The 20,999-nt window shown below is 73.1% G+C and carries 22 protein-coding genes and 1 tRNA gene; 12 read left to right on the forward strand and 11 right to left on the reverse strand.

Going from position 1 to position 20,999, the window contains the following annotated elements; translation table 11 throughout:
- The first annotated feature begins 182 nt into the window (after positions 1-182).
- Entirely contained in the window at positions 183-779 is a 597-nt protein-coding gene (locus ACIQUQ_RS16985) for a histidine phosphatase family protein (protein ID WP_403976392.1), read from the forward strand.
- A gap of 118 nt (positions 780-897) precedes the next feature.
- On the opposite strand, the gene ACIQUQ_RS16990 is transcribed toward ACIQUQ_RS16985, so the two are convergent.
- The gene (locus ACIQUQ_RS16990; RefSeq protein ID WP_403976394.1) at positions 898-2,229 is read right to left on the reverse strand and encodes a tetratricopeptide repeat protein; all 1,332 of its coding nucleotides are present in this window, start codon (positions 2,227-2,229) and stop codon (positions 898-900) included.
- Between the two features lie 268 nt (positions 2,230-2,497).
- On the opposite strand from ACIQUQ_RS16990, the gene ACIQUQ_RS16995 reads away from it, so the two are divergent.
- From ACIQUQ_RS16995 to ACIQUQ_RS17005, 3 genes are all read left to right on the forward strand, one after another.
- Complete coding sequence (locus ACIQUQ_RS16995; protein WP_403976637.1) at positions 2,498-2,881, forward strand: hypothetical protein; 384 nt, start codon at positions 2,498-2,500, stop codon at positions 2,879-2,881.
- A 71-nt stretch (positions 2,882-2,952) separates the two neighbouring features.
- Positions 2,953-3,819, forward strand: coding sequence for a spermidine synthase (locus ACIQUQ_RS17000; RefSeq protein WP_403976396.1), 867 nt, complete (start codon positions 2,953-2,955; stop codon positions 3,817-3,819).
- 55 nt (positions 3,820-3,874) lie between these two features.
- Positions 3,875-4,471: a Uma2 family endonuclease gene (locus ACIQUQ_RS17005; RefSeq protein ID WP_403976398.1), complete on the forward strand. Its 597-nt coding sequence runs from the start codon at positions 3,875-3,877 to the stop codon at positions 4,469-4,471.
- On the opposite strand, the gene ACIQUQ_RS17010 is transcribed toward ACIQUQ_RS17005, so the two are convergent.
- Positions 4,453-5,010: a hypothetical protein gene (locus ACIQUQ_RS17010; RefSeq protein ID WP_403976400.1), complete on the reverse strand. Its 558-nt coding sequence runs from the start codon at positions 5,008-5,010 to the stop codon at positions 4,453-4,455. The two genes, ACIQUQ_RS17005 and ACIQUQ_RS17010, sit on opposite strands and share 19 nt — an antisense overlap.
- A gap of 89 nt (positions 5,011-5,099) precedes the next feature.
- Between ACIQUQ_RS17010 and ACIQUQ_RS17015 the strand changes: the two genes are divergently transcribed.
- The 5 genes from ACIQUQ_RS17015 (at position 5,100) to ACIQUQ_RS17035 (ending at position 8,778) form a co-directional block, all read left to right on the forward strand.
- Positions 5,100-5,789 (forward strand): response regulator transcription factor, encoded by a 690-nt coding sequence (locus ACIQUQ_RS17015; protein ID WP_399956525.1) that lies wholly within the window; start codon positions 5,100-5,102, stop codon positions 5,787-5,789.
- Positions 5,786-7,213 (forward strand): ATP-binding protein, encoded by a 1,428-nt coding sequence (locus tag ACIQUQ_RS17020; RefSeq protein ID WP_403976402.1) that lies wholly within the window; start codon positions 5,786-5,788, stop codon positions 7,211-7,213. The genes ACIQUQ_RS17015 and ACIQUQ_RS17020 overlap by 4 nt, the downstream gene beginning before the upstream one ends.
- A 212-nt stretch (positions 7,214-7,425) precedes the next feature.
- Entirely contained in the window at positions 7,426-7,590 is a 165-nt protein-coding gene (locus tag ACIQUQ_RS17025; protein WP_399956518.1) for a DUF5993 family protein, read from the forward strand.
- Between the two features lie 12 nt (positions 7,591-7,602).
- Positions 7,603-8,235 (forward strand): disulfide bond formation protein B, encoded by a 633-nt coding sequence (locus ACIQUQ_RS17030; RefSeq protein ID WP_403976404.1) that lies wholly within the window; start codon positions 7,603-7,605, stop codon positions 8,233-8,235.
- Positions 8,236-8,472: 237 nt separating this feature from the next.
- Positions 8,473-8,778 (forward strand): hypothetical protein, encoded by a 306-nt coding sequence (locus ACIQUQ_RS17035; RefSeq protein ID WP_403976406.1) that lies wholly within the window; start codon positions 8,473-8,475, stop codon positions 8,776-8,778.
- On the opposite strand, the gene ACIQUQ_RS17040 is transcribed toward ACIQUQ_RS17035, so the two are convergent.
- Positions 8,681-9,994, reverse strand: coding sequence for an MFS transporter (locus tag ACIQUQ_RS17040; protein WP_403976408.1), 1,314 nt, complete (start codon positions 9,992-9,994; stop codon positions 8,681-8,683). The genes ACIQUQ_RS17035 and ACIQUQ_RS17040 overlap by 98 nt on opposite strands.
- A 233-nt stretch (positions 9,995-10,227) precedes the next feature.
- Here ACIQUQ_RS17040 and ACIQUQ_RS17045 point away from each other — a divergent pair, with 233 nt between their 5' ends.
- Positions 10,228-11,208, forward strand: coding sequence for a trypsin-like serine peptidase (locus ACIQUQ_RS17045; protein WP_403976410.1), 981 nt, complete (start codon positions 10,228-10,230; stop codon positions 11,206-11,208).
- A 131-nt stretch (positions 11,209-11,339) separates the two neighbouring features.
- Here ACIQUQ_RS17045 and ACIQUQ_RS17050 read toward each other — a convergent pair whose 3' ends face one another.
- Genes ACIQUQ_RS17050 through ACIQUQ_RS17065 form a run of 4 tightly spaced genes read right to left on the reverse strand, consistent with a single transcriptional unit; the run spans position 11,340 to position 15,830 of the window.
- Positions 11,340-12,734 (reverse strand): GH1 family beta-glucosidase, encoded by a 1,395-nt coding sequence (locus ACIQUQ_RS17050; RefSeq protein WP_403976411.1) that lies wholly within the window; start codon positions 12,732-12,734, stop codon positions 11,340-11,342.
- On the reverse strand, positions 12,731-13,597 hold the full coding sequence (locus ACIQUQ_RS17055) for a carbohydrate ABC transporter permease (protein WP_399956692.1): 867 nt from the start codon (positions 13,595-13,597) through the stop codon (positions 12,731-12,733). The genes ACIQUQ_RS17050 and ACIQUQ_RS17055 overlap by 4 nt, the downstream gene beginning before the upstream one ends.
- The gene (locus ACIQUQ_RS17060; protein ID WP_403976412.1) at positions 13,549-14,523 is read right to left on the reverse strand and encodes a carbohydrate ABC transporter permease; all 975 of its coding nucleotides are present in this window, start codon (positions 14,521-14,523) and stop codon (positions 13,549-13,551) included. The genes ACIQUQ_RS17055 and ACIQUQ_RS17060 overlap by 49 nt, the downstream gene beginning before the upstream one ends.
- The gene (locus ACIQUQ_RS17065; protein ID WP_403976414.1) at positions 14,520-15,830 is read right to left on the reverse strand and encodes an extracellular solute-binding protein; all 1,311 of its coding nucleotides are present in this window, start codon (positions 15,828-15,830) and stop codon (positions 14,520-14,522) included. The genes ACIQUQ_RS17060 and ACIQUQ_RS17065 overlap by 4 nt, the downstream gene beginning before the upstream one ends.
- A 118-nt stretch (positions 15,831-15,948) precedes the next feature.
- Here ACIQUQ_RS17065 and ACIQUQ_RS17070 point away from each other — a divergent pair, with 118 nt between their 5' ends.
- Positions 15,949-17,028 (forward strand): LacI family DNA-binding transcriptional regulator, encoded by a 1,080-nt coding sequence (locus ACIQUQ_RS17070; protein ID WP_403976416.1) that lies wholly within the window; start codon positions 15,949-15,951, stop codon positions 17,026-17,028.
- A gap of 99 nt (positions 17,029-17,127) precedes the next feature.
- Here the strand turns inward: ACIQUQ_RS17070 and ACIQUQ_RS17075 are convergent.
- The 4 genes from ACIQUQ_RS17075 to ACIQUQ_RS17090 form a co-directional block, all read right to left on the reverse strand.
- Positions 17,128-17,200, reverse strand: a tRNA-His gene (locus ACIQUQ_RS17075).
- 105 nt (positions 17,201-17,305) lie between these two features.
- Entirely contained in the window at positions 17,306-17,908 is a 603-nt protein-coding gene (gene orn / locus ACIQUQ_RS17080; protein ID WP_399956497.1) for an oligoribonuclease, read from the reverse strand.
- Between the two features lie 153 nt (positions 17,909-18,061).
- Positions 18,062-19,240, reverse strand: coding sequence for a helix-turn-helix domain-containing protein (locus tag ACIQUQ_RS17085; protein WP_399956494.1), 1,179 nt, complete (start codon positions 19,238-19,240; stop codon positions 18,062-18,064).
- 376 nt (positions 19,241-19,616) lie between these two features.
- Complete coding sequence (locus tag ACIQUQ_RS17090) at positions 19,617-20,015, reverse strand: hypothetical protein (protein WP_403976418.1); 399 nt, start codon at positions 20,013-20,015, stop codon at positions 19,617-19,619.
- A 295-nt stretch (positions 20,016-20,310) separates the two neighbouring features.
- Between ACIQUQ_RS17090 and ACIQUQ_RS17095 the strand changes: the two genes are divergently transcribed.
- Positions 20,311-20,838 carry a universal stress protein gene (locus ACIQUQ_RS17095; RefSeq protein ID WP_399956488.1) on the forward strand — a complete coding sequence of 176 codons (528 nt, stop codon included), beginning with the start codon at positions 20,311-20,313 and terminating at the stop codon, positions 20,836-20,838.
- Positions 20,839-20,999: the final 161 nt, after the last annotated feature.

The following is a 20,999-nucleotide window of genomic DNA, read 5'->3' on the forward strand; positions in this document are numbered from 1 at the left end:
CATCCGCCACTGACAGAGGGTGGTCGTCCGCGGTTTTCACGTGCGGGATGATGGAGGGGGTATCCGTTTTGCCCGTTTATCCGTTTGTTCCGTTTGTGTCGGGTGCCGAACGTGCGCGAACCGCGCCCGGCAGGACGTCACGCAGGCCGGAACTCGCGGTTCCTCGCGTCTGGAGAGACCTCATGGCACCCCGCATCCTCCTGGCCCGTCACGGACAGACCGCCTGGTCCCTGTCCGGGAAGCACACGGGCCGGACGGACGTCCCGCTGCTGGACGAGGGGCGGCAGGGGGCGAAGCTGCTGGGTGCGCGCCTGGCGCGGGAACCCTTCGCCGGACTGCCGGACGTGGAGGTCCGCACCAGCCCGCTGGTGCGCGCCAGCGAGAGCTGCGAGCTGGCCGGCTTCGGGGACCGCGCGGAGCCCTGGGACCTGCTCATGGAGTGGCACTACGGCGCGTACGAGGGGATGACCCCGGCCGAGATCCAGGCCGTCCGGCCGGGCTGGCTCATCTGGCGCGACGGCGTGCCGGAGGGCGAGGCGGTCGCCGACATCTCCGCCCGCGCCGACCAGGTGATCGAGTGGGCCCGCTCCGCCGACCGCGACGTGCTGATCTTCGCGCACGGCCACTTCCTGCGCACCCTCGGCGCCCGCTGGCTCGGCGAGCCCGCCTCGTTCGGCGCACGCCTGCGCCTGGAGCCGACCTCGCTGTCGGTGCTCGGCTGGGCGTACGGGATGCCGGCCCTGGAGCGCTGGAACGACACCGGTCACCTGACGGCCTGACGGCGTACGGCCTGACGGGGAAGGGCCTGACGGCGTACGAGCCTGCGCACGCCACGACGGGGTCATCCCGGCCGCGTACGCCCTGACCGGCCACGGCCCGCCCGGGCCCGCCTCCCGATCAGGCCATCGAGTGTCTCGTCAGGAACGACGCCACCCGGGGCGAGCGCTGGTGCGGCACCAGTGTCCGGGCTGTGGCGCCCAGCATCGACTGCACGCGTGAGGACTGCACCTCGCCGAGCAGGTCCAGCACCCGGTGGCCGGCCGCCGCCGCCTCGTCCGGGGCGCCCGCGTGGGCCAGGTCCCCGGCCAGCTGCGAGGTGTACAGGGCCACGTTCCGCGCGAAGTGCGGGTCCTGGAGCCCGGCCGCACGGCGGGCGTGCCGGGCCGCGCGGGACCACTCCGACAGCGCCGACCAGCACTGCGCCTCCAGCAGCTCCAGCTCCGCCTCCCCGAAGAAGGACATCCACTCCGGGTCCGCCGGCGACGCCCCCTTCGCGAACAGCGTGTGGGCCCGGCCCAGCGCGTCCTCGCAGGACCTGCGGTCCCGGAGCAGCGCCCGGCCGCCCGCCTCCCGCAGCGTGAGCAGCGACAGCAGCCGGGGCGAGGAGAGGCCGCGGGCCGCCCGCTGGCCCGCCTCCGCCGCCCGGATCGCCTCGCGGGGGCGGCCGGTGTCCCGGGCCAGGAAGGCCATGTTCGAGAAGGCGTGCGCCTCCAGGCCCGCGTCGCCGGAGACCCGGGCGGTGGCCAGCGCCTCCGCGTAGTGCGAGCGGGCGTCGTCCAGCCGCCCCGAGTCGTGGGCCAGCCAGCCCACCGAGAGGGCCAGTTCACCCGCGCCCGCGTGCAGCCGGTCCTCCGTGGACTGCCGGGTGGCGCCCGCGTCGAGCAGGGCGTACGCCGCCCGCAGCGGCTCGGCCGCCCGGCGGTAGAGGCCGTCGGCGCCGTGCCGGTCGTCCAGCAGCCGGATGCGGCGTACGGCCTCCTCGACCGCGGCGGCCTCGGCCTCGCCGGCCCGCCGGGGCAGGGCGCGCCGCTCCGCCGCCTGCGCGGGTACGGGGCCCAGGGCCGGGGCGAACCCCAGCGTGGCGGCCGCCACCGTGGCGGAACCGCCGGTCATGAACGCGCGACGCAACACGTCGCTCTCCTCAGGTGGGACAGGGGCGGCGGCCGGCCGTGCCCCCCGGCCACGCACGGATTCGCGTGCCGAGAAGCCCAGGTCGGCCAGCGTCCGCCCGGGGAACATGTGCAGGAAGACCCGCTCGTACGCGTAGTTGGGGCAGCGGATCTCACCCGCCTCCACCCGCCCGATGTACCGGGCGTCGCACGAGACCGACTCGCCGATCTCGCGGGCCGCCCGCCGCACCGCCGCCGCGAACTCGCCCGCGGACCGCCGGCCGCGCAGCCTGCGGAAGGCAACGTTGGGGGCCGCGGGGGAGGTTGGTGACGACGCCATGGCCGTGCCCTCTCTGGCGAAGTGCTGCCGCCGGTACGTGTGGGGGTCCGGCGCGCAAAAACGTACCGGCCGAGAGGGGTACGGCAACCGGTGTTTAGCTACAAACGGGATATCTCACCCGCGATCCGCCATGAACTGCCATCCTTTGCGGCGGCCTGTCGCCGCACCCGTTGACGACCCCGGGCGTTGAACCATGAGGAGCGGGAGGTGTCTCCCGGCCGGTACGAGGAGGGGTCCGATGTCGGAGACAGCCCTGGAGGCCGAACGCATGGAAACCCGCGGCAGCGGGAGCGGCGAGGACACCGCCCCCGACCTCGTCACCGTCCCCGCCCGGCAGGGCCTGGAGGCGGTGGACATCATCCGCCGCGCCGCGGCGGCGGCCGGCGTCGGGCCCGTACTCCACGACGGGGCGGACGACACCCTCGGCTTCCTGGTGCCGCACGGCACCGCCGACGGCTGGGACCTGCCGGGCAGCGCGTGTACGCACACCTCGGGCCGCGGGCTGCGCATCGAGCAGCCGCCCGCCCCCGAGGGACCGCAGTGGCTGCTGCCGCCGGAGGCCGTGAAGCCCGTCACCGACCCGGAGGTGCTGCGCGCGGCCCTCGGCGAGGCGGCCCGCCTGATCGAGGCCGCCGACCAGCTGACCAGGTGACCACCGGGCGCGCCAGGCCCCAGTCCCCCGGGCCGCCAGGCTCCCCGCCGCCGACCGGCGATAATGGCCGGATGGCCAGAGAACGGCGCGGCGGCCGCCCGCGCACCCCGGAAGCCGTCGTCGAGCAGGTGGACGGCGGGCTCGCCGAGCTGGCCCCCGACCGCGAGCGCACGAACGCCTGGACCCTCCTGATCGACGGCGCCCCGCAGTCCCACGTCGACCTCGACGACCCCACGCACCTGGACTTCGCCTACCAGCGCCGGATCGGCCACGTCATCGACCTGGCCGCCCCCGCCCGCCAGCCCCTCAACGTGGTCCACCTCGGCGGCGGCGCCTTCACCCTCGCCCGGTACGTCGCGGCCACCCGCCCCCGCTCCACCCAGCAGGTCGTGGAGATCGACGGGCGCCTGGTGCAGCTGGTGCGGACCCACCTCCCCCTCGACCCCGGCGCCCGCATCCGGGTGCGGTCCGTCGACGCCCGCGCCGGCCTCGCCAAGGTCCCCGACGGCTGGGCGGACCTGGTCGTCGCCGACGTCTTCAGCGCCGCCCGCACCCCGGCCCACCTGACGAGCACCGAGTTCCTCGACGAGGTGCGCCGCGCCCTGTCGCCCACCGGCTGGTACGTCGCCAACCTCGCGGACGGCCCCCCGCTGGCCCACCTGCGCGGCCAGATCGCCACCGCCGCCGCCCGCTTCCCCGAACTCGCCCTGGCCGCCGACCCCGTGGTCTTCCGCGGCAAGCGCTTCGGCAACGCCGTGCTGGTCGCGGCCGACCAGCCGCTTCCGGTCGCGGAACTCACCCGCCGGGTCGCGAGCGACCCGCATCCCGGCCGCGTCGAACACGGCCCCTCCCTGGCGGACTTCACCGGCGGCGCGGCCCCGGTCGCCGACACCGCAGCCACCCCGTCCCCGACCCCGCCGCCCTCGGTGTTCCACTGACCGGCACACCGGCTCCCGGGGATACGCTGACCCGAGTCCCATCGGGAGGACCCCCATGGCCGGCCTGACGCCTGACGACAAGCGACTGCTGCACGACTTCGCCGAGCAGATCGCGGAACTGGCGGAGCGCCACCAGAGCCGGTGGAAGGTGCAGACGAGCGACGGGCGGATCCTCGTCGCGATCAGGACCCCGACCGCCCCCCACGGACTGAACGTCGTCCGGCTGCGCCGCCAGATCGAGGCGCAGTCGCCGGACGTCATCGCGCTCAACGACACGAACATGCACGACCCCGCGACGGGCCTGACCAAGATCCCCGACCTCATTGTCATCGCGGAGGAGGACGTGGACGGCACCGCCAAGGGCGTCGACCCCCGCGACGTCCTCATGACCATGGAGGTGGTGTCGCCCAGCAACTCCCTCGACGACATCCGGGAGAAGCTGGCGGACTACCCGAGGATGGGGATCCCCCTCTACGTCGTCGTCGACCCCAGACACGACAAGCAGACCGTCACCGTCCACAGCGACCCGTCACCGGGTCCCGACGGGCTCCGCTACCGGAAGACGGTGCCCCACGCCTTCGGCGACACGGTCACCGCCGGCCGCTGGACCCTGGAGACCGCCACGCTGAAGAGCTACCCGTCCGACTGGTAGGTCTCCACCAGCGGCGGGTGGTCGTGCCAGGTGCAGAACACCGACATCTCGCGGCCGTCGCGGGTGAAGGTGACGCGGATCCAGGTGGGCTGCTTCCAGACCTGCATCCGCCAGCCCGTGTCCGGTGTGGCGTTGACCAGTTCGGCCGAGGTCGTGCCCAGGTCGAAGACCACCCGCCCGCCTTCTACGGCGTAGCTCTTCACGGTGCCGGAAGAGCCCGACGAGCCCGACGAGCCGTACGTGTCCGGGGCCGGCCGCGCGGTGGTGTGCTTCGGCTTCGGGGTGGCCGGGCGGGTGGCGGCCGGGGTCGGCGGGGCCGACGGGCTCGGGCCGGCCGAGGACGGCGCCGGCGGCGCGGGGGAGGACGGCGGCGCGGCCCCGTGCGTGGAGGAGGACAGGGCGCCCGCGGAGAGCGGGAGGGCGCGCGGAGGGTCGTACGCGGTGCCCGACATGACCGTGTGCACGCCCCACCACGACAGGGTCACCGCGGCGCCGGTCGCCAGGGTCCACGCCATCACGTGTACAAGTCCTCTGTGCATCAGGGCACATACTGCACCACAGGCCCCAGGGGTGCACCGACACCCCCGAGGGTCCCGCGAGTTCCCCCGTATGGCGTACGGTGCCGCCCATGGCAAGTGTGCTCGTGGTCGAGGACGACCAGTTCGTACGTTCCGCCCTCATCCGGCACCTGACCGAGGCCGCCCACACCGTGCGGAGCGTCGGCACGGCGCTGGAGGCGCTGCGCGAGGTGGCCCACCACCGGTTCGACGTGGTCATCCTGGACCTCGGCCTGCCCGACCTCGACGGGGCCGAGGCCCTGAAGATGCTGCGCGGCATCACCGACGTACCCGTGATCATCGCGACGGCCCGGGACGACGAGGCCGAGATCGTGCGGCTGCTCAACGACGGCGCGGACGACTACCTGACGAAACCGTTCTCCGTGGAGCACCTGTCCGCCCGGATGGCCGCCGTGCTGCGCCGGTCGCGCGCCGCGGCCGGGGCCGAGCCGCCCTCGCGGGTGCTGCGGGTGGGCGGGCTGGCGATCGACCCGCTGCGCCGCTCGGCCGAGCTGGACGGCGCGGTGCTCGACCTGACCCGCCGGGAGTTCGACCTGCTGGCCTTCCTCGCCGGACGGCCCGGCGTGGTCGTCGCGCGCAAGGAGCTGCTGGCCGAGGTCTGGCAGCAGTCGTACGGCGACGACCAGACGATCGACGTGCACCTGTCCTGGCTGCGCCGCAAGCTGGGCGAGACGGCCGCCAAGCCCCGGTACCTCCACACCCTCAGGGGAGTGGGGGTCAAGCTGGAGCCGCCGCTGTGAGGTGGGCGCTGGTGAAGGTGTGCCTCGCGGTCACCGTGATGGTGGTCGTGGCCTTCGCCGTACCCCTCGGGCTCGTGGTGCAGGAGATGGCGCGGGACCGGGCCTTCTCCAACGCCGAGCGGCAGGCCGCCGCCATCGGCCCCACCCTCTCGATCACCACCGACCGCCGCCAGCTGGCCAAGGCCGTCGCCTCCACGCAGATGGGCGCGGCGGACCGGATGGCCGTGCACGTGCCCGCCGTACCGGCAGAGCCGGACGCCGGCGTGGCCGGGGCCGGCCCGGTGGACGTGGGCCGCGGCTGGGCGGGCCCCGGGCAGGTGGCGGACACCCGGCGGCTGGGGCGGGCCACCACCACGGCCGTCGCCGGCGGCGGTTTCGTCCTGCTCCAGCCCACCGCCATCGGCTCGGGCGGGATCGCGATCGTGGAGGTCTACGTCCCGGAGGGCGAGGTCAGCAACGGCGTCGGCACCGCCTGGCTGGTGCTGGCGGGCGTGGGCCTCGCGCTGGTCGTCGGCTCGGTGGCGGTGGCGGACCGGCTGGGCGTACGCATGGTCCAGCCCGCCGGCCGCCTCGCGCACGCCGCACAGGAGCTGGGGGAGGGCCGCCTGGGTGCCCGGGTGCCCGAGGAGGGGCCGGCGGAGCTGCGGTCCGCGGCCGTGGCGTTCAACTCGATGGCCGACCAGGTGGTGCGGCTGCTGGCCAACGAGCGGGAGCTGGCGGCCGACCTCTCGCACCGGCTGCGCACCCCGCTGACCGTGCTGCGGCTCAACGCGGCCTCCCTCGGCGAGGGCCCGGCGGCCGACCAGACGCGGGCCGCGGTGGCGCAGCTGGAGCGGGAGGTGGACACGATCATCCGTACCGCCCGCGAGCAGCGCCCGGGGACCCAGGGGCGGCCCGGTGCCGGGGCAGGCTGCGACGCCTCCGAGGTGATCCGGGAACGGATGGCCTTCTGGTCGGCGCTGGCGGAGGACGAGGGCCGTGAGGTGCGGATGGCGGGGGTGGACCGTACGGTACGGATCCCCGTGGCGCGGGCCGAACTGGCCGCGGCTCTGGACGCCATGCTGGGCAACGTCTTCCGGCACACCCCCGAGGGGACGCCGTTCGCGGTGGACGTGCACGACGCGGGGGACGCGGTGATCGTGCTGGTCTCGGACGCGGGGCCGGGCATCGCCGACCCGGAGGGCGCGCTGCGGCGGGGCAACGACGGGGCGCGGGACGGGTCGACCGGCCTGGGCCTGGACATCGTGCGGCGGGTCGCGGAGTCGACCGGCGGCGACGTGCGGATCGGGCGCTCGGTGCTGGGCGGCACGGAGGTCCGGGTGTGGATCGGTGCCGACGGGCGCGGCCGGCTCCCGGAGCAGGGGCGCCGGGGCCACCGGAGCCGGGTCGGGCGGCGCCGGAAGGGCGCGGGGGCGGCTTCGTAGGGGCCCGGGGCGGTCCGTGACGGGCGGCCCCGTGTACGGCGCATAGAGAGAAGGGGACTCCCGTGACGGCGGGGGCGCCGGAACGGCCGGGTGGCAGGGGGCGTCCCCGGGTGGCTCGGGACTCCCGTGCGCTGGGGCGCGGGCCCCCGTCGTGGGCACCCTAGGGCGCGCCTCATGGGGCATTTGTCCGAGTCTCGGTACCGTCCGGCCTCATGGACACCCTGATCTTCGGCGGCCTGCTCGCCACCCTGCTGGCCATGTACCGGCAGTCGTCCCGGATGGTGGTGCTCGGGGCGTGGTTCGTCATGCTGGTCGCCGTCATCCTGCTGATGGCCCACCACATCACCAGCAGCCTCGCCCTGAACCTGAGCTACTGACCCATGGCAGCGATGAGCAGCATCCTCCCCGAGGCCTCCGTCGAGGGCGGCCTCCTGGGCAGGATCCAGTACTGGTTCGCGTGCTTCTTCGTCGTCGGCTGGACGGGTGTCGTCTGCGGCGGGCTCTACTACCAGTTCGTGGTGTGGGAGTACCCCTGCCCGCTGTGCATCGTCCAGCGGATGTTCATGCTCCTCGCGGCCATCGGGGCGGGCGTGATCGTCCGCAGGGGCATCGACGGCCAGATCGCCGGCCGCGACTACATGATGGGCTGGGGACTGGCGCTGATCGCGGTGATCGCCGGGTCCTTCGCCTCCTGGCGGCAGACCATGCTGCACATCCTCCCGGGCGACAAGGGCTACGGCAGCGAGGTCTTCGGCCTGCACCTGTACGTCTGGGCGTGGATCCTCTTCCAGACCTCGGTGGTGGCCATCGGGCTGGTGATGGCCTTCGCGCACAGCACGGCGGACCGTACGGTGCCGACGACGGACGCGTACCGCATCACCGGCCGCCTGGCCCTCGGTTTCCTCGGCGTGGTGATCGCGATCAACGTGGTGGCGGTCTTCTTCGAGGAGGGCTTCCACTGGTTCCTGCCGGACGACCCGACGCGGTACGAGCTGCTGTACGACCTGGGCATCCTGAACTGACCCCGGGCACCCGGAGCCGGCTCCGGGCCGGCCGCCGGGCACCCCGAGTCGGCCCCTGGCACCGCGAGCCGCCCCCCGGCACGGCGGCACCCCGAGCCGCCCCCCCCGGCACCGCGGCGCCCCGGGCCGACCTGCGCCGCCGCGCGGACGGCCGTACCGGCGGCCCCCGGACGGCGGCGGCCGCGTTGCCGCCGCCGCGGGGCCGCCCGAGGGTGGGCGTGACGGAAGGAGTCACGCATGAGAGTCATGCTCCGGATGCACGTGGACACCGCCGCGGCCAACGAGGCGGTCAAGAGCGGCAGGCTGCCCGGGATCATCAAGGGAGTGCTGGCGGAGCTCAAGCCCGAATCCGTCTACTTCGGGCCCAGCGAGGGCGTGCGGTCCGCCTGGATCGTCTTCGACATGCAGGACAGTTCGAAGCTGCCCGTCCTCCTGGAACCCCTGTTCACGGAGCTCCACGCCGAGATCGAGATCCAGCCGGTGATGAACCTGGACGACATGATGAAGGGCCTGGCCGAGGCGGACGCCCGGTTCCGGGGCTGAGTCCGTCGTCCGTCCGCCCTCCCGCCCGCATCCCCGCCCGCAGCACCCCGCCGCCGCCCAGCGCCACGAGCGCCGAGGCGGCGGCCGCCGTCGCGGCCAGCACGAAGGCGGCAAGGTGCCCGTGGGAACCCGCGAGCCACCCGGCCGGCACGGCCGCCACCGCCTGACCGACGATCAGCCCGCTGCCCAGTACGGTCATGGCCTCGGCCAGCCGCTCGGCCGGGGCCACCCGCTCCGCCAGCCCGAAGAGCGCGATCAGGTGCGGGGCCACGGCCAGGCCGGTCCCCGCCACCGCGAGGGCGGCCCCCGCCAGCCCGCCGACCGCCAGCAGCGGCAGCGTGAGCAGGGCCTGGGCCGCGATGGTCAGCCGGAGCCGGGCCACGGGACCAGAGCGCCCGGGCCGGGCGACGGTCACGAAGCCGGCCAGCGAGCTGGTGACCGCCATGGCCGCCCACACGAGCCCGGCCGCTCCCGGGCTGCCCAGTTCCTCGGCCAGGGCGTTGACGCCGGTGTTCGCACCGCCCCAGGCCGCGCCCTGGAGCACGGCCATGGCGAAGAGCACGGCGAGCGCGGGGGACAGCAGGCGGGGCGCGGGTACGCCCGTACGCGCGCCCGCCGCGGTGGGGCCGGGGGCGGTGGGGTGTACGGCGAACAGCGTCCCGAAGACGGCGATCAGCAGCGCCGCGAGGACCAGTGCCGCCGCGGGGTGGACGGTCACGGCCAGCACCCCGGCGAGCGCCGGTCCGACCACGAACCCGACCTCGTCCAGCGTCGTGTCGAACGACAGGGCGGAGCCGGCCAGCCGCTCGTCCCGGCCGGCCAGCCGCACCCAGCGCGTCCTGGACAGCGGGCCGATCTGCGGCACCGTCAGACCGGCGGCCAGCGCGAGCGCGGCCCGAGCCACCGGCGGCAGGCCGCCCAGCACCGCGGCGAGCAGTCCGGCGAGCGCCAGCGCGTTCGCCAGGCAGGCGGCCAGCAGCACGGGCCGGTGCCCGCGCCGGTCGGCGAACCGCCCGATGACCGGGCCGCCGAGGGCCTGGCCGAGCCAGAGCGCGCCGGCGACGGCGCCCGCCTGGCCGATGCCGTCGCGCTCGTTGACGAGCAGCAGGGTTCCCGTCGGGCAGAGCGCGGCGGGCAGCCGTGCCAGGAACGCCAGTACGGGCAGCGCGGGTCCCGCGAGGGCGAAAACCCCGCGGAAACCAACAGATTCGGACATTTGATCAACCCCCCTTCGTACGCCGACCCGCCCTTGTCTCCGACGTACTTCGGTCCCCTTTACTTCGCGCATAGACGCCGAAAAGTGCCCCAAAAAGCGACTGTTTTCAGCCAACTTCTCGGGCGGAGCGTCTGATTCCGCGCTTGTCAGGTACAGAGCGGCCCCCCGTAGTGTCGTTGCTGTGCGGCGGCCGATGTCGTCGCAAATGAATCACCTACGGGAAGGTTTTCTCTGTGCGCAGGTTCCGCAAGGTCCTCCTGCCCCTGGCCGCGGCCACGACCCTGGCCGTGTCCGGCATCGCCTCCGCAGAGGCAGTAGCCGCTCCGTCGTCGCCCACCACGACGGACTCTGCGTTCGCGACGAAGAGCGTCCAGGACGACGCCGCCAAGACGGCGGTCGCGTACTGGACCCCCGAGCGGATGAAGAACGCCATCTCGCTCGACCGCGTTGCCACGAAGGCCGACGAGGCCGTGGCCGCCAAGACCGTCTACAAGGTCGGCAACCCGGGCTCGACCGCGCCCGCGCAGGCCACCGACGGCAAGCCCAGCTCCACCTTCGCGCCCACCGCGTCGCGTACCGCCGGCAAGGTGTTCTTCAAGAACCCCCAGGACGGCAAGAACTACGTCTGCTCCGCCAGCGCCATCAACAGCGCCTCGAAGCAGATGGTCGCCACCGCCGGCCACTGCGTGCACGGCGGCAAGGGCGGCAAGTGGATGACCAACTGGACGTTCGTGCCGCGCTACAACAACGGCTCGCGTCCCTACGGCACCTTCGCCGCCAAGGAGTTCCGGACCTTCACGTCCTGGATATCCAGCAGCAACCTGTCGCGTGACGTCGCCTTCGTCACGACCTACAAGCGCAGCGACGGCAAGAAGCTCGTCAACGTCGTCGGCGGCAACGGTCTGAGCTACAACTACGACCGCAGCAACTACGTCACGATCTTCGGTTACCCGGTCGCCCGCCAGAACGGCCAGGTCATGATCTACTGCCAGGGCACCACCTCGGCGGACCCCGGCACCTCCAAGGTCCGCATCAAGTGCAACCTCACCGGTGGCGCCTCCGGCGGCCCCTGGCTGCGCAAGTACAGCAGCTCCACCCAGCTCGGCTACCTCAACGGTGTGACCAGCACGGTCAACTCGCTGGGCTGGAACAAGAGCCCGTACTTCGACGAGTACGTCAAGAAGATGTTCGACGCCCAGGGCAGCCGGGTCTGATGACCTGACCGCACCGCGGCTTCACGGTGTGCCCCCGTCCCCGGTTCCCGGGGGCGGGGGCACACCCGTTTCCGGCCATGAATGTGGGGGAGGTCACGCATGGCCGAAAATAGACGCAACCATGGCCGGGCCTACTCGCTCGCCAGTACCCCCGAGCGGGTCAGCCGGGCGTACCAGTGGGCGCTGGCCTTCGGCGTGCGCCGCTGCGTCGCGTAGTCCACGTGGTACAGCCCGAACCGCCTGCTGTAGCCGTACGACCACTCGAAGTTGTCCAGCAGCGACCACAGGTAGTACCCCTCGACCGGCGCCCCGTCCGCCCGGGCCCGGGCCACCTCGGCCAGGTGGGCCCGCAGGTACGCGATCCGGTCCAGGTCCTCGACCTGCCCCGACGGCCCCGGCACGTCCTCGTACGCCGCGCCGTTCTCCGTCACCAGCAGCGGCAGCCCCGGCGCCTCCCGGGTGAACCGCATCAGCAGGTCGTAGAGGCCCGTGGCGTCCACCGACCAGCCCATGGCGGTCCGTTCGCCCGGCGGCTGGTGGAAGGAGACCCCGTCCGCCGCCGGCCAGGGCGAGTGCGCCGAGGCGCCGTGCCCGTCCGCCCGTACCGCCGCCCCGTCCGCCGCCGACACCACCGCCGGGGTGTAGTAGTTCACCCCGAGGAAGTCCAGCGGCGCCCCGATCGTCCGCTCGTCGCCCTCGTGCACGAAGGACCAGTCGGTCAGCGCCGCCGTGTCCGCCCGCAGGTCCTCGGGGTAGCCGCCGTGCAGCAGTGGGCCGGTGAACACCCGGTTCGCCAGCGCGTCGATCCGCCGCGCGGCGTCCAGGTCGGCCGCCGACCCCGTCAGCGGGCGCACCGCGCTCGGGTTCAGGCTGATGCCGATCCGGGCGTCCGCGGGCAGCGCGGCCCGCAGCGCCGCCGTCGCCAGGCCGTGCCCGAGGTTCAGGTGGTGCGCCGCCCGCAGCGCCGCCACCGGGTCCGTACGGCCCGGCGCGTGCACCCCCGAGGCGTACCCCAGGAAGGCCGCGCACCAGGGCTCGTTGAGCGTCGTCCACATGCCGACCCGGTCGCCCAGGGCCTTGGCCACCTGGCCGGCGTACTCCGCGAAGGCGTACGCGGTGTCCCGCGCCGGCCAGCCGCCCTCCCCGGCACCCCCGGACGGCGTCTCCAGCTCCTGCGGCAGGTCCCAGTGGTACAGCGTCAGGTTCGGCCGCACACCACGCTCCAGCAGCCCGTCCACGAGCCGGTCGTAGAACCCCAGCCCGCCGGCCCGCACCCGCGGCCACGAGACCGAGAACCGGTACGAAGACAGCCCGAGGTCGGCCATCAGCCCGATGTCCTCCCGCCACCGGTGGTAGTGGTCCACGGCCACCTCGCCGGTGTCCCCGCCGAGCACCTTCCCGGGCGTCGCGCTGAACGTGTCCCAGATCGACGCCTGCCGCCCGCCCTCCCGCACGGCGCCCTCGATCTGGTAGGCGGCCGTGGCGGCCCCCCACACGAAGTCCTCCGGAAATTCCACGCCCGTCATCCCTTGACCGCTCCCTGCATGATTCCGCCGACGATGTGTTTGCCGAACAGGACGAAGACGAGCAGCAGCGGCAGCGTTCCCAGCAGCGCGCCCGCCATGATCACCGACTGGTCCGGGATGAAGCCGCGGCCCAGGCCCGTCAGGGCCACCTGGACGGTCGGACTCCCGTGCTGCGTCAGCGCGATGATGGGCCAGAAGAAGTCGTTCCAGGCCATCACGAAGGTCAGCATCCCCAGCACGGCCATCGCCGGCCGCGCCACCGGGAACACCACGTGCCACACCAGCCGCAGGGCCCCGGCGCCGTCCACCCGCGCCGCCTCGACCAGCTCCCCGGGCAGCGCCTCCACCAGGTACTGCCGCATGAAGAAGACGCCGAACGCCGACACCAGCGTCGGCAGGATCACGGCCTGCAGCTGGTCGGTCCAGCTCAGCTTCGCGACCAGCATGTACAGCGGTACGACGCTCAGCTGCGGCGGCACCATCATCGTGCCGATCACCACCATCAGCAGCACCCCGCGCCCCCGGAACCGCAGCTTGGCGAAGGCGAACCCGGCCAGCGTCGAGAACAGCACCGAACCGGCCGCCACCGTCCCCGCCACCACCGTGGTGTTGAGCAGCGCCGACCCCAGGTTGGCGTCCGTCCACGCGGTCTGCAGGTTCGCCCAGAGGTTGCTGCCGAACCACAGCGGCGGCGGCGTCTGCGCGAGCCGCGTGTTGTCCCGGGAGGCCGCCACCGCCGTCCACACCAGCGGGAACAGCGAGCCCGCCGTGAACAGGCCCAGCGCCACGTACGTCCACACTCCGGCCCGCCGCCTCACGCGACCTCCCCCTCGCCGCGCCGCAGCCACCTGGCCAGCGCCCAGTTCACGGCCCCGATCAGCAGCAGGATCAGGAACATCGCCCAGGCGATCGCCGAGGCCCGCCCGAGGTGCAGGTTCACCCAGCCCTGCTCGTACAGGTACAGCCCGAGCGTCTGGAACTGGTGCTCCGCCCCGCCCGTGGCCCCCGCGCTGCCGTTGAACAGCAGCGGTTCGCCGAACAGCTGCGTCGCGCCGATCGTCGACACCACGCAGGTGAAGAGGATCGTGTGGCGCAGCGAGGGCACCGTCACGTGCACGAACTGCTGCCACCGCGAGGCGCCGTCCAGCGCCGCCGACTCGTACAGCTCCTCCGGCACCGCCTGCATCGCCGCCAGGTAGATCAGCGCGTTGTAGCCCGTCCAGCGCCAGACGACGATCGTGGACACCGCCAGCTGCGAGGCCAGCGTGCCGTTCTGCCAGTCCACCGGCCCGAACCCGACCGCTCCCAGCGCCCAGTTGACCATCCCGTAGTCCCGCCCGAAGAGCAGCACGAACACGAGCGTCGCCGCCGCAACCGAGGTCGCGTACGGGGTGAGCACGGCCACCCGGAAGAAGGTCCGGCCGCGCAGCCGGTGGTTGAGCAGGTGCGCGATGCCGAGGGCGACCGCCAGCTGCGGCACCGTCGACAGCAGCCCGATGGTCACCGTGTTGCGCAGCGCGTTCCAGAAGAACTCGTCGTCCCACAGCCGCGTGAAGTTCCGCAGCCCCACCCAGGTCATCGTGTCCGGGTCGGTGAGCTCGACCTGGTGCAGCGCCGCCCAGCCCGTGTACAGCAGCGGGAACAGCCCGAAGACCGCGAAGAACACGAAGAAGGGCGCGAGGTAGCCGTACGGGGCCCAGCGCCCGGCGCCCCGGCGCCGGGCGGCGGGCCGCTCGGCGGCCCACCTCCCCGGTGCCGACAGGCGCCGGCCCACGAGCTCCCGGCTCACTGGTCGAGGGCGTTGTCGATCGCCTTCACGGCCGCCTCCCAGCCCTGTTGCGGCGTACGGCCCTTCTGGTCCACCTGGAGCATGCCGACGTCCGCCAGGTTCTGCGCGATCACCAGGTCCTTCGGGCCCACGATCGTCACCGGGATGCCCTCGGCCGCCTTCGCGAAGATCTCCCCGATGGGCGCGTTGCCGAAGTACGGGTGCTTGGCGCCGGACACCGCGGGCAGCGCGTACGCGGCCTTGGCGCTCGGGAAGCTGCCGCGCTTCTCGAACAGCTTCGCCTGCTGCGCCGGGGCCGTCAGCCAGGCCGCCAGCTTCGCCGCCTCGGCGCTGTGCCGGCCGGCCTTGGGCACGACGAGGAACGAACCGCCCCAGTTGCTCGGCTGCGGCGCCTGCGCCACGTCCCACTTGTCCTTGCCGGCGTCCCCGGCCTTGTCCTGGATGTAGCCCAGCATCCACGCCGGGCAGGACACGGTGGCGAAGGAGCCGTTGGAGAAGCCCTGGTCCCAGCCGGGGGTGAACTGCTGGAGCCTGGCGCTCAGCCCGCCGGTGGCGAAGGAGGCCGCGAGGTCGAAGGCGCCCTTGACCGCCGGGTTGGTCTTGTAGACGACCTTGCCGTCCGCGTCGTAGAAGCGCTGGGCGCTGCTTCCGGTGACCGCCGCCATCACGCCGGAGGCCGAGTCCACGAACGCCTTGCCCTTCGGCGCCTTGGCCTTGTACCTGAGGCCCACGTCGCGGTACTTGGCCCAGTCGCCCGCCCACAGCGCGCCGACCGCGGCGCGCTCCGTGGGCAGCCCGGCCGCCGCGAAGAGGTCCTTGCGGTAGCAGATGCCCTGGGGGCCGATGTCGGTGCCGAGGCCGACCGTGCGGCCGTCCTTGGTGCCGGCCTGCGCCCACTTCCAGGGCAGGAACGCGCCCTGGTCCACGCCCGCGGCCTTGCCGAGGTCCACCAGCTTGTCGGCCTGGGTCGCGGTGATCTCCGCGATGTTGTTGACCTCGACGGCCTGGATGTCCGCCAGGCCGCTGCCGGTGCCCAGGTGGGTGAGCAGCTGCGGGTAGTAGTTCTCGTTGCGTTCGATCGAGGTCTGCTTGATCACGACGTCCGGGTGCTCGGCCATGTACTGGTCGTACAGACCGGCCTCCTGGAGCCCGAAGGCCCCGAAGACGCCGACGGTGATCGTGGTCTTGCCCTTGGCGCCGCCGGTTCCGGGCTCGCGCCCCGAGGTGCCGTCCTGGGCGCAGCCGGCCGCCAGCAGGGCGGTGCCCACGAGGGCGGCGGTGATGGCGGTTCTGGTTCTGGAGCGCATGCGTTTCCTCCCTGACCGATGTGTGCCACAGTGTGGGAGCGCTCCCACGGGGCGTCAAGGGGTCCTGCACGGACCGAATCGGAGGGATGTTCGTTAGATTTCAACGAGGGAGGCAGCCATGAACGGTCGTGGGCGGGTGGGGACCCCCGGGGCGAGGTCCGGCGCGGGCGGCCCCGGCGCGGGCTCGGGGCGCGGGGGACGGCCCACCCTGGAGGAGGTCGCCGCGCGCGCGGGCGTGGGCCGCGGCACGGTGTCCCGTGTGATCAACGGTTCGGCGAAGGTCAGCGAGGCCACCCGGGCGGCGGTCGAGGCCGCCGTCGCCGAGCTGGGGTACGTGCCCAACCGCGCGGCCCGCGCGCTGGCCGCGCACCGGACCGACGCGATCGCCCTCGTGGTGCCCGAGCCCGAGTCCCGGTTCTTCGCCGAGCCCTACTTCTCCGACGTGCTGCGCGGGGTCGGGGCCGCCCTCGCGGAGACCGAGATGCAGCTGCTGCTGACCTTCGCGGGCAACGAGCGCGAGCGCACCCGGCTGGCCCAGTACCTGGCGGCCGACCGGGTCGACGGGGTGCTGCTGGTCTCCGTACACGCGGACGACCCGCTGCCCGACCTCCTGGACGAGCTGAACATCCCGGCCGTGGTCAGCGGCCGCAGGTCCGCCGACGAGCCGCTGGCCTCGGTGGACTCCGACAACTTCGCGGGCGCCACCGCCGCCGTGCGCCACCTCGTGGACCGGGGACGGCGGACCATAGCCACCATCACCGGCCGCCTGGACGTCTACGGTGCCCGCCGCCGGCTCGACGGCTACCGGGCCTCCCTGGAGGCGGCCGGCCTGCCCGCGGACGCCCTGCTGGTGGCCGAGGGCGACTTCACCGAGGAGGGTGGCCGGCGGGCGATGGCCGAGCTGCTGGAACGGCGCCCGGGCCTCGACGCGGTCTTCGCCGCCTCCGACGTGATGGCGGCCGGCGCCCGCCAGGCCCTGCGCGCGGCGGGCCGCCGGATACCCGACGACGTGGCGCTGGTCGGCTTCGACGACTCGGTGGTGGCCCGGCACATGGACCCGGCCCTGACGAGCGTCCGCCAGCCGATCGAGGAGATGGGCCGGACCATGGCCCGGGTGCTGCTGGAGCAGATCGCCGGTTCGGGGGAGCGGCCGCGGATCGTGCTGCCGACGGAGCTGGTGGTGCGGGACTCGGCGTGAGCCCGGGCCCGGTGCCCGGAGCGCGGCCATCCGGCCGGGTGCGGCGCCGGAAACGGCGAGGGCCCCGTTCCGCTTCCGCGGAACGGGGCCCTCGTACAGGGTGAGTGACGGGACTCGAACCCGCGGCCACCTGGACCACAACCAGGTGCTCTACCAACTGAGCTACACCCACCATGTCCGGTCGGAATTCCGACCGGCCGAAGAAAAGAGTACAGGGTCGGAAGGGGTGCTCGCTCCGCCTTGATGCCCGGCCGGCGGTGCGGTGGCCGTCAGCCCGCTATTCGGCGGGCAGGACGTGCTTGGCCGCGATGGTCCTCGCGGTCTCGGAGTCCGGACCCGGCTGCGGCACGAAGACCGCCTCGCGGTAGTAGCGCAGCTCCGCGATCGACTCCTTGATGTCCGCCAGCGCCCGGTGGTTGCCGTTCTTCGGCGGGCTGTTGAAGTACGCCCGGGGGTACCAGCGGCGGGCCAGCTCCTTGACCGAGGACACGTCCACGATCCGGTAGTGCAGGTGGCCCTCCAGCGCGGGCATGTCGCGCAGCAGGAAGCCGCGGTCGGTGCCGACGGAGTTCCCGCAGAGCGGGGCCTTGCCGGGCTCCTTGACGTGCTCGCGTACGTACGCCAGCACCTGGGCCTCGGCGTCCTCCAGGGTGGTCCCGCCGGCCAGCTCGTCCAGCAGACCCGAGGCGGTGTGCATCTGGCGCACCACGTCGGGCATGTTCTCCAGCGCCGCCTCCGGCGGGCGGATCACGATGTCCACGCCGTCGCCGAGCACGTTCAGCTCCGAGTCGGTGACCAGCGCGGCCACCTCGATAAGTGCGTCGTCCGTCAGCGAGAGCCCGGTCATCTCGCAGTCGATCCACACCATGCGATCGTTCATGCGGTCCACCTTATGGGAGGTATCCGCGAACGGGGGGTCCCGCGGAGGCGCGGGAACGCGCCCGGGCGCGCCGTGCCCGGGCCCCGGACACGTGGGAGGTCCCGCGGACCGTACGACTACAGATCCGCGGGACCTCGGTTCACGGGGGCGGCGCTAGGCGTGCTCGCGCTGCCCCGGCATCATCGACGCCCGGCCCGGGGCGTACAGCTCCGTGACGGACGGGCCGCTGGCCGCCAGTGCCGCCGCCGCCCGCTGGGGCTGCGGAGTGCGCTGGTGCGGCACCGGCACCTCGGTGACGTTGGACGTGTCGGCCTGCGGCCGACGGGCCCGGTACGCGGACCGGTACGCGGCCGGGGAGGACCCCAGCTGCCGCCGGAAGTGCCCGCGCAGCGCGACCGGCGAGCGGAACCCGCAGCGTCCGGCGACCTCGTCGACCGAGTAGTCGGAGGTCTCCAGCAGCCGCTGTGCCTGGAGCACCCGCTGGGTGATCAGCCACTGGAGCGGCGCGCTGCCGGTCAGCGAGCGGAACCGCCGGTCGAAGGTGCGCCTGCTCATGTAGGCGCGGGCCGCCAGGGTCTCCACGTCGAACTGCTCGTGGAGGTGTTCCAGCGCCCAGGCGACGACCTCGGCCAGCGGGTCGGCGCCGATCTCCTCCGGCAGGGACCGGTCGAGGTAGCGCTCCTGCCCGCCGGTGCGGCGGGGCGGGACGACGAGCCTGCGGGCCAGGGCCCCGGCCGCCTCGCTGCCGTGGTCCGTCCGCACGATGTGCAGACAGAGGTCGATTCCGGCCGCGGTGCCCGCGGACGTCAGGACGTCGCCGTCGTCGACGAACAGCTCGCGCGGATCGACGTGGACGGACGGGTACCGCTTGGCCAGCGTCGGCGCGTACATCCAGTGCGTCGTCGCCGGGCGGCCGTCCAGCAGACCGGCGGCCGCGAGCACGAAGGCGCCCGTGCACAGGCCGACGATCCGGGCCCCCTCCTCGTGCGCCAGACGCAGTGCGTCGAGCGCCTCGGGAGGCGGTGGTGAAGTGATCGACCGCCAGGCCGGAACGACGACCGTGCCTGCCCGGGCGATCGCCTCCAGCCCGTACGGCGCAGTGAGTTCGAGTCCGCCCGTGGTCCGCAGCGGTCCGTCCTCGCCCGCGCAGACGAGCAGTCGGTATCGAGGCACCCCCGCGTCCTGCCGGTCAATGCCGAACACGGAGAGTGGAATGGAACTTTCGAAGATTGGTCCGCCGCTGAACAGCAGCACCGCGACGATCTCCCTGCGGCGGCGCCCCGCGAGCTTCCGGCCCGCGTCAGCGACGACGGCGGTGGAGTCCTGGCTCATGGCGCTAAGCCCCCCTTGGGTGTCGCGACTCCTTGGTCTGGTCGCACCTGCACGTTTCCCCTCGGCCTTGCACGTGTTCCCCCGCCGTAAATACATGATCGAATCTACTGCGTCGCGTGGTGTCGGCGTGACAAGTTCAGCACGCAGCGCTATGTCGACTTGGCAACTTGGCGTAAAGCATTCGATCAGGAAGCGTTCCACTCCGCGACCTTGGGGGGAAGCGCGCCGGGCCGCGGTGGCCTGTACCCATACGGTCCGACCGTACCTGTACCGGTGTCGTCCCTGGTGATGGGGGGGTTGGGTGGACATTCCGCCAAGGGTTGTGCTCGGGCGCGAAGTTGGCTGAAAACATACGGGGGGCGCCTGTGCGAACCGGTCAGCCATGCGGGTTCGGGCCACCGCCCGGCCCCCGGCCGGGAGTTCCCCCGCCCCCGTGGCACCCGCGGTGGGCGCCGCTGCCCGTCCGCGAGTGCCGCCCGCGGTGGCCGGCGGCGCTCTGCTCGGCGGCCGTGACGCGGGCCGCGGTCAGCTCCGAGTGCCGCAGGAGCACCCGGCACACCGCGGTGACGGCGACCAGGCCCAGGGTCGCGACCGCGGCCCCGCCGAAGGAGGTCCCGTACACCACCAGCACCACGGGGACCAGGACGCAGCTGAAGGCGGCCCACCGTACGACGTCCCCCGCGGGGTCCCCGGACGGGTGAACCGGGTGGACGGCGGGGCGGGCGGGCGATGGCGGGGCGGACTGCTGGGCCGAGTGGGCCGGGTGACCGGGCACGGAGCGCTCCCTGCGGGCTCTTCGGGGACGGTCGGACGTCTGTCCAACGCACCGCGCGAGGTGTCGGTCACTGCCCGGGAGGGTGGCTCGTCACTGACTGTAGGGGCCAGCGGACATTGCCAAGAGCCCCCGCCTCCGGCATGCTCCCTGGGACGCTTTCCCAAGGGCCGGACGGCCCTGTGCAGGGGAGGAGTGTCGCCGTACCCTTGGGGGTATGGGCTTGGGAAGATGATTCCCGGACACAGCTTCGTCACCCTCTGTTGCCTCCACAAGGACTCTCCTCGCCGAGACACTCATGGCCGGTCACGACTTCCCCGAACCCGCGGGCCGCAAGCGCAAGCAGCTCGCAGACTCCGCGCCGGACCTCCGCGCGGTCGAAGAGGCACGCCATCCGTGCGACCCGGCCTTCCGGCACGGCGTCGTCGTGGGGTTCGACGGCTCGACCTCCAGTGAGCGCGCCCTCGCGTACGCGATCGGCATGGCCAAGCGCTCCGGCTCCGGCCTGATCATCGTGCACGTGGCCAACCGGCTGCCCACCACCGTCTGGGCCGGCTGCGAGCCGCCCGTCTTCGTGGACGTGCCGGACCACCGCACCGAGGTGCTGGGGCTCGAACTGGCCTGTGCCGACTACCTGGCCGAGGTCCCGTGGATCCTGGTCGAGCGCGGCGGCGACATCTGCCACGAGCTGGAGGAGGTCGGCCGCGAGTACTCGGCCGACGCCATCGTGGTCGGCTCCACCCACGGCATCGTCGGCCGGATCTTCGGCTCCGTCGCCGGCCGGCTGGCCAAGCGGGCGCAGCGGCCCGTCGTCGTCATCCCCTGACGGATCCCGGTACGACCTGATGTGGCGTGTTCTGTTCGCCCGCGCCTGCACTCCGTGAGGATTCGATACCTTTCCGTGACCACGTTCGGGTGCATTGTGCCCTTGTGAAGGGAACATAAGAGTCGCTGGGTAGCAGCAGAAAATTGCAGATCGAAGGGAGC

Source organism: Streptomyces sp. NPDC101118, assembly GCF_044759445.1.
Taxonomy (GTDB): Bacteria; Actinomycetota; Actinomycetes; order Streptomycetales; family Streptomycetaceae; genus Streptomyces.